Source organism: Eubacterium maltosivorans (assembly GCF_002441855.2).
GTDB lineage: Bacteria > Bacillota > Clostridia > Eubacteriales > Eubacteriaceae > Eubacterium > Eubacterium maltosivorans.
In genome coordinates, this window is sequence record NZ_CP029487.1 from 1,956,994 (window position 1) to 1,969,652 (window position 12,659).

General features: G+C 39.9%; 23 protein-coding genes and 1 tRNA gene. 9 read left to right on the top strand and 15 right to left on the bottom strand.

What is annotated here, in order from left to right:
- Positions 1 to 16 precede the first annotated feature (16 nt).
- From CPZ25_RS09430 to CPZ25_RS09460, 7 genes are all read right to left on the bottom strand, one after another.
- Entirely contained in the window at positions 17 to 232 is a 216-nt protein-coding gene (locus tag CPZ25_RS09430) for a hypothetical protein (protein ID WP_133067091.1), read from the bottom strand.
- Positions 229 to 534 (bottom strand): hypothetical protein, encoded by a 306-nt coding sequence (locus CPZ25_RS09435; RefSeq protein WP_096920306.1) that lies wholly within the window; start codon positions 532 to 534, stop codon positions 229 to 231. Before CPZ25_RS09435 ends, CPZ25_RS09430 begins: the two co-directional genes overlap by 4 nt.
- A 592-nt stretch (positions 535 to 1,126) precedes the next feature.
- Positions 1,127 to 1,318, bottom strand: coding sequence for a hypothetical protein (locus tag CPZ25_RS09440; protein ID WP_120785077.1), 192 nt, complete (start codon positions 1,316 to 1,318; stop codon positions 1,127 to 1,129).
- Positions 1,306 to 1,557 carry a hypothetical protein gene (locus CPZ25_RS09445; RefSeq protein WP_096920309.1) on the bottom strand — a complete coding sequence of 84 codons (252 nt, stop codon included), beginning with the start codon at positions 1,555 to 1,557 and terminating at the stop codon, positions 1,306 to 1,308. Before CPZ25_RS09445 ends, CPZ25_RS09440 begins: the two co-directional genes overlap by 13 nt.
- Complete coding sequence (locus tag CPZ25_RS09450) at positions 1,554 to 1,781, bottom strand: hypothetical protein (RefSeq protein ID WP_096920310.1); 228 nt, start codon at positions 1,779 to 1,781, stop codon at positions 1,554 to 1,556. The genes CPZ25_RS09445 and CPZ25_RS09450 overlap by 4 nt, the downstream gene beginning before the upstream one ends.
- Entirely contained in the window at positions 1,778 to 1,981 is a 204-nt protein-coding gene (locus tag CPZ25_RS09455) for a hypothetical protein (RefSeq protein WP_096920311.1), read from the bottom strand. The genes CPZ25_RS09450 and CPZ25_RS09455 overlap by 4 nt, the downstream gene beginning before the upstream one ends.
- Before the next feature lie 23 nt (positions 1,982 to 2,004).
- Positions 2,005 to 2,265: a DNA-binding protein gene (locus CPZ25_RS09460; protein ID WP_096920312.1), complete on the bottom strand. Its 261-nt coding sequence runs from the start codon at positions 2,263 to 2,265 to the stop codon at positions 2,005 to 2,007.
- Positions 2,266 to 2,365: 100 nt separating this feature from the next.
- On the opposite strand from CPZ25_RS09460, the gene CPZ25_RS09465 reads away from it, so the two are divergent.
- Positions 2,366 to 2,887: a hypothetical protein gene (locus CPZ25_RS09465; RefSeq protein ID WP_096920313.1), complete on the top strand. Its 522-nt coding sequence runs from the start codon at positions 2,366 to 2,368 to the stop codon at positions 2,885 to 2,887.
- Here the strand turns inward: CPZ25_RS09465 and CPZ25_RS20440 are convergent.
- Both CPZ25_RS20440 and CPZ25_RS09470 read right to left on the bottom strand, forming a co-directional pair.
- Entirely contained in the window at positions 2,884 to 3,057 is a 174-nt protein-coding gene (locus tag CPZ25_RS20440) for a hypothetical protein (RefSeq protein ID WP_167495205.1), read from the bottom strand. The genes CPZ25_RS09465 and CPZ25_RS20440 overlap by 4 nt on opposite strands.
- Before the next feature lie 11 nt (positions 3,058 to 3,068).
- On the bottom strand, positions 3,069 to 3,284 hold the full coding sequence (locus CPZ25_RS09470) for a helix-turn-helix transcriptional regulator (protein ID WP_207670851.1): 216 nt from the start codon (positions 3,282 to 3,284) through the stop codon (positions 3,069 to 3,071).
- A gap of 162 nt (positions 3,285 to 3,446) precedes the next feature.
- Here CPZ25_RS09470 and CPZ25_RS09475 point away from each other — a divergent pair, with 162 nt between their 5' ends.
- The 5 genes from CPZ25_RS09475 to CPZ25_RS09490 all read left to right on the top strand — a co-directional run bounded on the left by CPZ25_RS09475 (position 3,447) and on the right by CPZ25_RS09490 (position 7,088).
- Positions 3,447 to 4,226, top strand: a complete 780-nt coding sequence (locus CPZ25_RS09475; protein ID WP_096920315.1) for an XRE family transcriptional regulator — start codon at positions 3,447 to 3,449, stop codon at positions 4,224 to 4,226.
- A gap of 13 nt (positions 4,227 to 4,239) precedes the next feature.
- Complete coding sequence (locus CPZ25_RS20445; protein ID WP_167495206.1) at positions 4,240 to 4,413, top strand: hypothetical protein; 174 nt, start codon at positions 4,240 to 4,242, stop codon at positions 4,411 to 4,413.
- A gap of 1 nt (position 4,414) precedes the next feature.
- Entirely contained in the window at positions 4,415 to 4,657 is a 243-nt protein-coding gene (locus CPZ25_RS09480) for a hypothetical protein (protein WP_096920316.1), read from the top strand.
- 194 nt (positions 4,658 to 4,851) lie between these two features.
- The gene (locus CPZ25_RS20990) at positions 4,852 to 5,838 is read left to right on the top strand and encodes a cell wall hydrolase (protein ID WP_096920317.1); all 987 of its coding nucleotides are present in this window, start codon (positions 4,852 to 4,854) and stop codon (positions 5,836 to 5,838) included.
- Positions 5,839 to 5,999: 161 nt separating this feature from the next.
- Positions 6,000 to 7,088, top strand: coding sequence for a tyrosine-type recombinase/integrase (locus CPZ25_RS09490; RefSeq protein ID WP_167495207.1), 1,089 nt, complete (start codon positions 6,000 to 6,002; stop codon positions 7,086 to 7,088).
- A 265-nt stretch (positions 7,089 to 7,353) separates the two neighbouring features.
- Here the strand turns inward: CPZ25_RS09490 and CPZ25_RS09495 are convergent.
- Positions 7,354 to 7,429, bottom strand: a tRNA-Ala gene (locus CPZ25_RS09495).
- A 137-nt stretch (positions 7,430 to 7,566) separates the two neighbouring features.
- Here CPZ25_RS09495 and CPZ25_RS09500 point away from each other — a divergent pair.
- Positions 7,567 to 7,878 (top strand): arsenic metallochaperone ArsD family protein, encoded by a 312-nt coding sequence (locus CPZ25_RS09500; protein ID WP_058693565.1) that lies wholly within the window; start codon positions 7,567 to 7,569, stop codon positions 7,876 to 7,878.
- A 9-nt stretch (positions 7,879 to 7,887) separates the two neighbouring features.
- The gene (locus CPZ25_RS09505; protein WP_096920319.1) at positions 7,888 to 8,457 is read left to right on the top strand and encodes an NUDIX hydrolase; all 570 of its coding nucleotides are present in this window, start codon (positions 7,888 to 7,890) and stop codon (positions 8,455 to 8,457) included.
- 15 nt (positions 8,458 to 8,472) lie between these two features.
- Here CPZ25_RS09505 and CPZ25_RS09510 read toward each other — a convergent pair whose 3' ends face one another.
- The 3 genes from CPZ25_RS09510 to CPZ25_RS09520 form a co-directional block, all read right to left on the bottom strand.
- Positions 8,473 to 8,775, bottom strand: a complete 303-nt coding sequence (locus CPZ25_RS09510) for a hypothetical protein (protein ID WP_058693563.1) — start codon at positions 8,773 to 8,775, stop codon at positions 8,473 to 8,475.
- A 116-nt stretch (positions 8,776 to 8,891) separates the two neighbouring features.
- The gene (rbr, locus tag CPZ25_RS09515) at positions 8,892 to 9,431 is read right to left on the bottom strand and encodes a rubrerythrin (RefSeq protein ID WP_013382069.1); all 540 of its coding nucleotides are present in this window, start codon (positions 9,429 to 9,431) and stop codon (positions 8,892 to 8,894) included.
- Positions 9,432 to 9,548: 117 nt separating this feature from the next.
- The gene (locus CPZ25_RS09520) at positions 9,549 to 10,166 is read right to left on the bottom strand and encodes an NUDIX hydrolase (protein ID WP_058693562.1); all 618 of its coding nucleotides are present in this window, start codon (positions 10,164 to 10,166) and stop codon (positions 9,549 to 9,551) included.
- Between the two features lie 161 nt (positions 10,167 to 10,327).
- Here CPZ25_RS09520 and CPZ25_RS09525 point away from each other — a divergent pair, with 161 nt between their 5' ends.
- On the top strand, positions 10,328 to 10,714 hold the full coding sequence (locus CPZ25_RS09525; protein WP_058693561.1) for a desulfoferrodoxin family protein: 387 nt from the start codon (positions 10,328 to 10,330) through the stop codon (positions 10,712 to 10,714).
- Positions 10,715 to 10,759: 45 nt separating this feature from the next.
- Here the strand turns inward: CPZ25_RS09525 and CPZ25_RS09530 are convergent, their stop codons facing one another.
- Positions 10,760 to 11,455: a lysophospholipid acyltransferase family protein gene (locus CPZ25_RS09530; protein ID WP_058693560.1), complete on the bottom strand. Its 696-nt coding sequence runs from the start codon at positions 11,453 to 11,455 to the stop codon at positions 10,760 to 10,762.
- A complete protein-coding gene (locus CPZ25_RS09535) occupies positions 11,442 to 12,575 on the bottom strand; it encodes a glycosyltransferase (protein WP_058693559.1) in 1,134 nt (377 codons plus the stop codon). The genes CPZ25_RS09530 and CPZ25_RS09535 overlap by 14 nt, the downstream gene beginning before the upstream one ends.
- Positions 12,576 to 12,659: the final 84 nt, after the last annotated feature.

Sequence of the window (12,659 nt, forward strand, 5' to 3'; positions counted from 1 at the left end):
GTCAGAGCGCTAATGCTTAAGGCGGGCGCTCCGCGCTGGCTTTTACCCACTTTGTTGCTAAGGGCATTGGAGCGGCTTTTGTTTTGGCGATCCACGGCGGTGCGGATGGGCCGGGTAGAAGATCTACATCCCCATCGGATAAAAACGCTTCGAGTTGCTCACACAAAGTGGCTTCAATCTGTTCATACACCGCTTCCACTGCTTCGATCCATTTTTGTAGCGCTTCCATCATTCACACTCCAATACGGACAACGCCTTATTGAAAGCGCAGTATTGCTCAAGAGGCATCAGCTTCAGAAGAAAAAGTTCGGTCATATATGCCAGCTGGCAATCGCGTATGTATACCGTCGCTTTTTTCCTGCCCTCAATAATGTCTTGGATTTCCTGTATGTGTGATTCCGCCGTTCCTTTGATCTGGTTGAGTTCTTCCAGATACCCATCTTTTTCAACGGTCAGATCGCCTACCTGGTTGGTCAACTCTTCCTTTTCGGCTTCCAGGTCCGCGATACGGACCATGGCTTCGGTCAGGTTCATGTTCGGCCTCCTTGTCTCTTTTTGGGATTTATGGTAAACTATGGTTGTTAACGTACATGGTCCCTTTTAGCGGTGCAACGCTATGGGGGCTTTTTCTTTTTTCATAAACAGAAGCTGGTTGTCTTGGCGCCACCGCTCTGTATACTGATGAGCCTTTTGGACGTTTTTAATCGCAATGTCATAATGCTTTTGACAAAGCCTTTTCCCTGGAATCGTTGGCTCCCCGCACTGTGTGCAAAGTCCCTTTTCTTTCCAGATTTCTCGGATAGAGCCGCCATTTTCGCGTTTTCTTTTTTCTGTTTTTTCAATCTCTCGTTTTCGCTCTTTGACATAGCATTCTAAACAGCAAACTCCTTTTGTCGCTTTTTTGCGGCCACATTTGACGCATAGCCCTTCTGCTTTTCGCCTGGCATAAAGCGCTTTATCGCGTTTTCTCTTTCTTTGCAAGATCTGCTCTCTGTTTTCGGCATAGCGTTTTCGCCCCTTTTTTTGCTCTTTTTCAAGGCATTCCGGACACATTGTCTTGTTGTGGAAAGCGTTCCTTTGTCCGCATTTTACGCAAATATGGTGTTCTTTCAAAAAATAATACCGATCAGCGCTCATTTTTATTACACTCCTTTTTCTTTCTGACGCACTTTCCGGGGCTTTTCCAGACTTTCATGAGCCAAATCAAAAGCAGGATTTGGACAAGGATCCCTATGCCGATCAGCCCCATGGCCACCCAATAAAGTTTGGCACCCGTCTGACATAACGATGCTAAAATTTCAATCATTAATGCTTCCATTTTCCCTCTGTCAAAATCTCTAAAAGTTTTTTTAGTTGTCTTTCCTCATCCAGCCTTGTTTCCGCCAACATGGCGAACACAGTGGTCGAAATCATCCCGGCGATGATCCAGAGCGCACCGCAGTGAAAAACGCCGTTTTGCATCCAGTTAAAAACCCCGAAGATGCCGCAGAGCAGAAAGAAAAACAGCATGCAGACCACCCCGTCCAGGATTAATTTACGTTTTGTTTGTGGTCTCACCTTTCTCCCTCCCGGCTGCCGACATAGGCAAAATTGACGTCATTCAGCAGTTTGATGCCTTCTGCCTCGGTAATTAGTTCCAGGCGTTTCAGTGTTGATACTTCACCAAACAAGGTGCCGTAGGCAATCTCATCGAGCAATTGTCCACGTTCGGCATTCCCACGTGCTTCGTCGACCTGCTCAATGGCCACGTTGATAACAATCTGCTTTATTAAGTCGTTCATTTTTTAACCTCTTTCATCTTTTTTCTTGTCTCTTTAAACAGGTCGGCCAGCTGCTCTTCGACTTCATTCCTTTTATCAATTTCATGCCTTATTTCCTCATCCAGATAGAGCATGCGGTTCATGAGTTCGGTTTCTAGTTCAGAAAAAGGCTCTTCTTTTAATACCTTATACAATACTTTTTGTTCGATTTCTGTTAGCATATGATTCACCTTTCTTTTTTAGTTTATGAAAAATATTTCATATTGGGTAAGTGCTGTACGCAGAAAGCATAAAAACTTATCTTAGGTACTTTTGTGTATTTCGATGATGCGGAAACACCCCCGATTGCAAAGGGGATGTTTCCAGAACAAGCCAAATTCCGGAAGGCTTCTTTGTCCATTCCTAAAAACTTGGCAGCCACATCTACGGTGATATAATCTTTTTTATCTTTATCCATCAGTAGATTTAATTCCTTGAATTTTTCTTTTATATAGGCTGATTCCATTTTTTTACCTCCTTTTTCGGCTTTTTGCTCCGCTTAAAATGTGCTATACTCTCCTTATCGGTATTAGCATACTGAAACATAGAAAAGGAGAGTGATTCTAATGTTAGAACTGCAAGATGTTATCAGTTTACTTATCGCACTGGTTGCTGTTATGATTTCTATGGCAACCTTACAACAAAATCGTAATATGGTTGAAGAGTCGACAAGACCATATATCACGCTCACATTTGACAGTATTACTACAAGTTCCCAAAGAAGCGGATTCATTTTAAAAAACTACGGACGTACTTCGGCGATTATTGATAAATTTATTGTCGATGACATCCTTCTAAGTCATCCGCAAAGATATGACGGATTAAACAAACAATTCGATCTTATGGAAGGTACTATTTTCGCGCCAGGTCAGTCTGTTTTTTTGCCATATAGCGTATCCGGCATTGAAAAAAGCGTGGTCACATTTGAATTAGCTTATTCCAGCGAATTTAAAAGCTATCATTCAAATTTTTCATTTAATGTTTCTAATATGTCGCATCGTTATACTACAAGAACCAATGAATACTCAAAGGGTGATACTCACGAAATTGCTCAATGCTTACATGAAATAATTGAACGTCAGCTTTAAACTGGCGTTTTATTTGATATTTCGTTAATTGCCTCCTTTAGCAGATATACAGCACCTTCGATAAGCAAGCCTTTTCCTTTCACTGCATTTAAAATCTCTTTTATAATTTTATTTCCTTTGTTCATTTCGATATAAAGATCATCGTTCACTACCACATCATTTTCTAGCATTCCTCTACCTCCTAACTGGCTTTCGGTTCTTGCTTTTCGATTCCTAACAAATAGTCAATGCTTTTATCGAACATAAAGGCCATTTCTTTCAATGCAGTAGAAGGAATAGGCGTCTTTCCGTCAATCCAGTTATAATAAGTCTTTAGTGCGATATTTAATTTTTCTGCGAGTTGCTCTTTTGATAGTTCATTTCTTACTCGTTCAGCTTCAATATTGTTATAACGCAATTTCATCACCTCCGTTACTCGTTTTGTGAATCGCTAAAGCAATTATATTCCCGTTTTGTAAATTTGTCAATACTCATTTTGTAATTTTATTCACATTTCGAGTAATTAGATATTGACGTTTTGAAAAAACTGTAATAGAATATAGAAAAACGGAGGTACATTATGATCTGCGATAAGCTAAAAGAAATAAGAGAAAAAACAGGCATGAATAAAAAAGAGTTTGCCAATTATCTTAATATTAAATATACAACATATAATAATTATGAAACAGGAGCTCGTGAACCTGCTTCTGATTTTCTAATTTTAATATCAAAAAAGTTTGACATTTCGATAGATTATATTATGGGGCTGACCGATGAAAAAAACATCCTTCACTCATATGAACTTTTAGCGTCCGAAATGGCGCACATAGAAAAATATCGTTCTGTTGATGATTTTGGCCGTGAAACGGTTGATCTTGTCTTGCTACGTGAAGTTTCACGTGTTGAGAATCAGAAAAACGAAAAACGTATAAAAATTCCTACCGGCACATTGGTAGATTTCCACGAAATCAAAGATATTGACGATACAGAGCCTTGTAAGCTTCGCCCCGTAAAAACTACATTACAGTCTCTTTCTGCTGGCTGCGGCTCCATCGGTGACGATGATCAATATACGGAAATTAACTACCCAGACGAAAAGGTTCCAGACGGTACAGACTTTGCATCGAAGATCACTGGCGATAGTATGGAACCAACATTTTTCGATGGCGATATTGTTTTCTATGAACTGACTCAAAATCTGCGGGAAGGTGATATCGGTGTATTTAGAAAGAATGATGAAAACTTTATAAAAGAATATAGTAAGAATGGCCTTGTCTCCCATAATCCGGCATACGATATTATTATACCGGGTATGGATGACCATATAGAAACTATTGGCAAGGTATTAGGAAAACTTTAAAGGAGGTGAAACGATGTACCGTTTTGATGATTCTGAGACAGAAACATATTTTTATGAAATGGCCCGCATGTATGATATTAAACATGTGAATTTTTCTAATGATAAGGTTCTGACGATGGATGATGTTGACAATATCGTCCACGATGTGAAAGCAATGCAGGAGCTTGCAGCCGAAAGGAGGCGATAAGATGCAATTTAACAAATCTTTCATAACCGAAAGAGATGCTGTTATGTTGTCTTTAGACAAGGAACGAATTACAGAGTTTTGTGAACGATATGGACTATGGGTCCCAGATAATGATATTTCTTTTTGGGGTGGCGTCTATAAATCTGTATTAGCCATTAAATCTGCCACTGAAGAGCAGAAGGCCTTTGCGCGTGAATGGCTTATCGCCCATAACATGCAACCATGTTCTATTTTTGAAAAATAAAAACCGCCCTACCGTTTGTGACCGGTAAAGCGGCTTTGATGTCCACAGAAAAGGTCTGCGTAAACATCCTTAGACAAGATTATTATATCAGACCTTTTCTTTGCTATCAAATTTTCTTTTTCTTTTATAGAAAACATTTTCATTCTTCTATAAATATTGTATAATACTCTTATCAATATTTTTAGGAGAAGAATATGAAAAACTATCGTCCTTTAGTTGCAACGGCTTCCGTCATGTTGCTGTTGCTTTGTGTCCCTTTACTGACGCCCGCGAAATCAATCGCCAACGCCGGAAATGGTTCAACTGACGCACTTTTTGCGGAAACACCAAACATCACTGTTGTTGATCAGTTTGGCTTTCCAGTTCCCAACGTGAAGCTCAATGTCCTTTTTGAAGCGGATGGCGAGTCAAAAAACATTGAGGTTTCCACACCTCAAACGGGTTTCGTTCCTATTACCGGCAAGTCTGGAACCTACACATTTACAGTTAAGTCGGTTCCGGATGGCTACAAAACAACGGATCAGAAAATTATTCAAACGTATCAGGATGGATCGGCTTATACTGGAAAGCAAATTACAGTCTATCGAAACGATGACTACAGCCCGTTTACCTCCGGTGCAAGCTCTACTAACCTGAACGTTGATGGCGGTAACTTTAGTTACAATCCTACCTTAAATTTTAGCGCTAACATTGTGCTTGAATTTAAAACCTATTTAAAAGACATTGTTAAAGAGGTGCTAAAGGAATTGGATGAAGAGGAAAAGCAGGCGGCCCCAACACCTACGCCTGAACCTGTACCATCTCCAACGCCTACACCCACTCCAACGCCGGTTCCATCTGTGCCTTCTCCAGAAGATCAGGATTTTGACACAATCTGTGCTATTGTAGCCCACGAAGGGGGCACTTCTTATGAAGGCGCTATGGGGATCATATCCTGTGTAATGAACCGTGTTGATGCTGGCTATGGCTCCAATGCTATCAGTGTTTTAACCGCACCGGGACAGTTTGCCTCTTATATTGATGGTTATTATACCCAGTATCTTGGCGGAAATTATCCTGATACTGTTAAGCAAGCCGTTATAGATTGCATGGAAGGTGGTATCCGAAGCCATAATTACTTAAACGTTAGGAGTTACCAGACTAGCGGATCTATATGCATTGGCGGAAACTGGTATTTTTAATTAAATAAAAAGCGCCCCTGACATTTGATGATGTCTGAGGCGCCGAGATAGGGCACATGGCCGGTATCTCTCTCGCAATTGATATTGTACCATGTTTGCCCTTATTTTACAATAAGGGTATTTTTTTACCCTTTTACATCAAATTGAAAGTAGGAATAAACATGGCAAGAAAAAAAGAGAATAAAAACAAAAAGGGACTCGTGGAAGTAAAGCGCGAAATCGGCGTTGACTACATGGGCGGCCCGATCCGTAAGAGTTTCTACGGAAAAACCTTAAAGGAGGCTGATGAAAAATATTTAGAGTATATGAAAAAGAACGGTGCCATCCAAATTGATGATCGGATGACGCTGGAACGCTGGGCGGATGTTTGGCTGGAAACTTATAAAGAAGGGACCGTATCCGATACTACCTATAAGGCTACCTATGTCTGGGCGGTGAATAAGCTTAAAACACGGTTTGGCGGCCGCCGCATGAGCAGCATACGCACCATTGAGCTCCAACGTTTTTTTAAGGAGCAGTCTGCCGGATCTGCTTCATCGGTCGATAAGATCAAAATGGTTACACGGGCTATCTTTAAAACGGCATTTCACAATGAGGTGATCCCCAAAAACCCCATGGAAGATGTTCAAATACCTAAGGGGATTGAGGCAGAAGAAAAACGTGCTTATAACGCAAATGAATACCGTAAGGTGCTCAATTTTGCAAAGGAGGATCCCGATGGTGTGGGCCCATTCATCATTCTAAAAACAGGCTTGCGCCGAGGGGAGCTAATGGCCTTAAAATGGTCTGACATTGATTTTTTGCACATGGCAGTATCCGTGAACCAGGCTGCCCGTATCCAGGATGGCCGATGCATCGCTGGTCCGCCTAAAAGTAAAAAATCCATGCGCTCTATTCCGGTCGATAAAGAGCTTATTCAGTTTTTAAGTGATATTGGTCGGGTCCGTGAAAGTATTTACGTTATGGGCCATTTTCGCGACAAAAAGCGGCCAAAGAATCCAGATACATGGAAGCAACGACACTATGACAAGTTCATGGAGCGTCTCATCGAAAAATATCCGGAGATCCCTGAGCTTACTCCTCACGAGCTTCGACACACCTTTGGGAGCATCTTATATACTTCCGGTGTGGATATTTATCGCGTATCCAAAATTTTAGGTCACAGTTCTGTGGATATTACCACAAAAATATATGTGCATACAACAGTTGAAGACTTGCGAAATGGCATTCCATATGAGAACTTACCTTAACTGTCATTTCTTTAAAGTACACTTTTTCTTTAATATTACCTATACTTATGTTAGTACGACATAAAAATATTTTATTGGTTTCTGAAAGGCCCTAAAATAGCGGTCTGCAGAAGAAAAAAGGCTTGCAAAAAGTACGACAAAAGTACGACAAAAATACGAATATAAAACCGAAAGATACCGAAAAATAGCAATCCATTGAAACCTTAGTTTCTGCCTTAAAACATAAAAAAACCGCTGTATTTAGCGGTTTTCCGTGTCATATTAATGGTGGAGACAAGGGGACTTGAACCCCTGACCTTCTGACTGCCAGTCAGACGCGCTCCCAACTGCGCCATGCCCCCATAAGCTGACTATGCTATGATACAATACCTGATTATTTTTGTCAATGGCTTTTTTAGAAAAAACTATTATTTCCTCTTAACAATTTAATGAAAATGGTTTAAAATAGAACCATACTAAATTATATAGGAGAAATCAAATGGCTAAAATAGAAATTTTCGAACCAGAATTAACTTGTATTGATGGTGTCTGCCAAATGGGCGAAAACGCTGATCTGGCACGAATCAATGACATGGTTGCTTCTTTTGCTGATGATGGCTGGGATATTGTAAGACATAACCTTACAATGGATCCTAATGCTTTTGTAGAAAACCGTACAATTGGAACCTTATTGGTGGAAAAGGGAAACAGTGTTCTACCAGTTACTTTAGTGAACGGCAAAATTGTAAAAATGCGCGAATATCCCTCTGCTCTTGAATTCGTAAAATGGTTTTCCGGCGGGACAGAGTGAGTTAATTTGATGGATTTTAAAAGTCTTTATCAACAAATATCTGATTTTATTCCCAACACTGACCAGGAATTTGCGGATAAAAAAATTTTTATAAGCTTAATGGAGAAATATCCAGATACTATCCTGACTAGAAAAAATCCTGTAGCGCATCTAACAGGCTCAGGTTTTATTTTTAATCCACATCGCGACCAGTGCCTGATGGTCTTTCATAATCTTTACAGGTCGTGGTCCTGGAGCGGCGGCCACGCCGACGGGTGTTCCGATCTTTTATCTGTAGCGATCAGAGAAGCAGAGGAAGAAACTGGCATTAAAAATTTAAAACCTATTTCAGAAAAAATAATCAGTCTGGATGTCTTACCTGTTTTTGGACACTTCAAAAACGGAAAGTACGTCAGCACGCATCTGCATTTATCGATTGCTTTTTCACTTATTGCAGATGACCGTCTCCCGCTAACCATTAATCCTGATGAAAACAGTGATGTCGCCTGGCTTCCTCTCGAAAGTATCGAAAAATACAGCAGTGAAAAACACATGCTCCCAATTTACCAAAAAATAATTAAAAGGACGAAAGCGCTCTAGGCTCGTCCTTTTATTTTATTCCAGAACCCTCAACCGTGCTCTTGTCAATTCCTTTGGGTCTCCATCCTCTACCTCCATAAAAAGCTCACGCATCATATAAAGAAGCGGACTGGATTCATTTAAAACAAGCAATTCATTTCCATCAACATAAAAATGCAGTGTTCTGTTGCTTTCCCGGTAAGTGATAAAAGCTGTATCTGTAATGGTCATACCATATTCAACCACTTCTCCGGCTGGTGTTTCCATATTAACATCGCGGCAAAGATTTAAAGTTCCTACAATATCTAAAAACAAGGTTTTAATTTCCGATTCAGTCATTCAATAACTCCTCCAAGCTTTTCTCGCTTTTATTATACCATACTCTAGTCTTTTAAAAATAAAAATCTCCCGAATAATTCGGGAGATTTTATATATAATCCATCTAATTAATAGTCTTAGTAGTTTTCAGATAAAATCTGGAAATCAGCCCCGCTTGTCTTGCATACCGGGCACATTTTTAAAGCTTTCGTGCCTTCATAAACATAACCACACTTCATACACTGCCAGAGCACTTTATCAGATTTTTCAAAAACGGTTCCTTCTTCAACATTGCTCAATAATTTTAAGTAACGCTGTTCGTGACGATTTTCAATATTAGCAACTGCTTCAAATAAAAAGGCAATTTTATCAAAGCCTTCTTCCTTTGCTTCTTTAGCAAAAGTAGCGTACATATCTGTCCACTCATAGTTTTCACCTGCTGCTGCATCCTTTAAGTTTGTAGCAGTGTCTGGGATTTCATCGCCATGTACAATTTTAAACCACAGTTTTGCGTGTTCTTTTTCATTTGTAGCGGTCTCTTCAAATAATTCTGCAATTTGACTGTAGCCTTCTTCTCTGGCTTTTTCTGCATAATAAGTATATTTATTGCGGGCTTGAGATTCACCTGCAAAGGCAGTTAATAAATTCGCTTCAGTTTTTGATCCTTTTAATTCCATGTTCAAAATACCTCTCTTGAATTTTATAAATTTTATTTAATCCTAACGTCCCTTAATTAAGAACGATTATAATATAACAATTATCAAACAAATTGTCAAGGCTAATTTTGAAAAAAGTTAATCAATAATTGGAATAAAAGCATTATCCTGTGATGCCTGGTAGCAGAGCTCAATCAGCGCTTCTGTCGTACGGCCTCTTGATAATTCCGGTAAATGGCCTAAATCAAAATAGCGGGCATCCTCTGTCTCAATATTTTTCTGAAACTCACCATCAATAACGTCACAAAGCATAACCGTCTTATAAATAGCAAAAGGATTGGGCAGGTCAACATTTTTCACCCAGTCGAATACGCCGACCAATTTTTTTGCGACCACATGCAGGCCAGCCTCCTCACGGGCTTCCTTCTCGATATTTTCTTTAACAGACAACCCTATATCTGCCCAGCCACCTGGCATTGACCAGCATCCATCAATACTTTCCTTTACCAGAAGAATTGTATCTTGTTTAAAAATCGCACCCCGTACATCAACCTTTGGCGTCTGATATCCTGTTTCAAAGCAAAACAGATCTCTTATTTTTTCCTCGCCTGCATCGGTATAATTATTTAAAATATCAACAGACATCTCTCGAATCTGTTCAAAGCGTTCTCTGTCATATTTATTTGTCGAGTAAGTTAAACCAGCCTGCGCGATCGACTGAAGCTGTTTTGCCCACGACAACCATTTCTTTTCCATAGTTATTCCTTTCTTAATATTATTCTTATTTTCAACAAAATTTTATAGGCATTTTCCGTTTAAAGTTTAAAAATTGTGGTATAATTAATTATATCATTAAGCGGATAAGTGGGTTACACGGACTGCTCAAAATTATATTTGGACTATAGGAGGTCTTTATTATGTGCAAAAAACCAAAATTTTATATCTGTAGACATTGCGGCAACATCTTTGGTGTTGTTGAAGACAGCGGCGTAACACCGGTTTGCTGTGGTGATCCGATGGAAGTTTTAACTCCTAATACCGTCGATGCAGCTCAGGAAAAACACGTTCCAGTCATTAAAATTGACGGAAACACCGTCACTGTTGAAGTCGGCAGTGTTCCGCATCCAATGCTCGAAGAACATCATATCGCTTGGATTTATCTTGAAACCAAAGAAGGCGGCCAGCGTAAATGTCTGGAAATTGGCGGCGAGCCAAAAGCTGTTTTCGCTTTAACACCTGGTGATGAAGTGATCGCTGCATATGAGTATTGTAACCTACATGGATTATGGATGGCAACTGTTTAATCCATATTCAAGCAAAAAGCAAAACCCCGGAGACTTTCTCCGGGGTTATTCATTTTCCAAGACTTTTTGCATTTCTGAACGGCATTTCTCCAAAAGACGCCCGATCTCATGGCTGCGTTTATTTTTAACATCTGGATAAACAGGCTTTAAAATTTCTAAATGCAGAAGCGGCTTCTTTCGGAACAGGCTCCTTATCCCTCTTGCCTCTCTGTAAGTCAATACCATAGGCACCAACGGAACCACAGCGTCATAAGCAAACATAAACGCACCCTTCTGAAAAGTCCGTATCGCGGGGCAGTATGGCGCTAAGCTGCCTTCAGGAAAAAGATGGACAGCATCACCCTGCCTCAGGGTTGCTTCTAATCCTTCTATAAAGCCCCTGAATTCTGAAAGATTCCCAGGAATCGGTATTCCTCCTAGGTCATCGACTAAATGCCCTACAAAAGGCATTTTCAGATTTTCATCTAAAGTTGGAAAATACATCCGATGCTGCCTGCAAACCCCGGCTACCATAGTGCAGTCCAGTGTATGAACATGGTTGCAGATTGTCACCATCCCACCTCTAATATTAGCCAAGTTATCCTCTCCTGATACCGTGAGGCCAAACATTAAGCGATTATATATCGGCAATAAGGTCAGCGCTATTTTTCTTAAAACAAAACGATTCTCAAAGTATGTTTTATCTTCATTGCGCTCTACAACAATATTTCCACCAAAATTTCCAGCCTCATATTGCGCCATAATCGTCAATAGCCTCCATAAACATTTCTTCCATCCTATAAACGCAGTCTTCTATATTATATTGCTTGCCATAGGCTGCATAATCTTTTTCTAAAAGTCTTTTTTCTTCAGGATGTTCAATGAAATAGTCAATTTTCTTAGCCAGATCGTACGGATCCCCCGCATTAAAAAGGCAGCGATCATTTAAAGCAAACTGAGAGGTTGCCGATTTAGGGCTATCGGAAATCACCGGCACCAGTCCGCCGCAGAATGCTTCAATACACGATATTGCCTCACTTTCGGCATCGGCTGTATGAACATAAAGATCACTCATGGCAATGATATCACGCAGCTTTTCTTTATCAAAGAAATCAATAAAAACTTTGTTCGGCAGTTTTTTTCCAGCCTTCTCGTAGGACTTTTTCTTTGGCCCCTGTCCTGCTAAGATCAAACATATTTGATCTCTGTATTTAGATAACCCAGCCGCCTCAATGAGAAGATCCTGCCTTTTTTCATTTGCCAGACGGCCAATCATCAAAATTACAAATTTATCCCTGAGTAACGGGATTTTATCAATCTTGCGATAATAAAAATCCGGATCGACACCATTTGAAATGACATGTAACTTTGCTGTATAACCATTTTTACGCAGTTCTTCCGCGATAAAATCGCTGGGGCAGTGAATATGCGAAAATTGATTGTAAAAGATATTCTTGAAGCCCTGATACAAGACTGTATTAATTTTTTCTACCTTATTGATTTTCAACGTATAGGTAATATTTTCCGGTTGTACATGAAACGCCGCTGTTGCAGGTACAGACAGCTCCCTTGCGATTTTAGCACCTTCGATAGAAAGTGGAAACGGCATTAAAAAATGGACAATGTCCGCCCATCTGATTGCTTTTTTCAAAACTTCCCTGCCAGGCTTTGCTAATGTCATGCCCTGATTCTGAATAATCTGTTTGACAACAGGGGGAAAATGATATGAACGCACCACATATTTGTCAGGGGTTTCTTTTCCTGTGCTGACAATTCTCACTTCATGACCATGCCTTTTTAATGTTTCTGCAAAGCGGACTGCTGACATCGTGGTGCCATTGTTGGTATGGTCAAATTGGTCCATAACTAATAATATTTTCATTGATTTCCTCCTCGTATACTTAAATTATACCCAAAGCAGAATGTTTTTGTACAGTGACAATTCCTTTATTTTGTATAAAAAGAA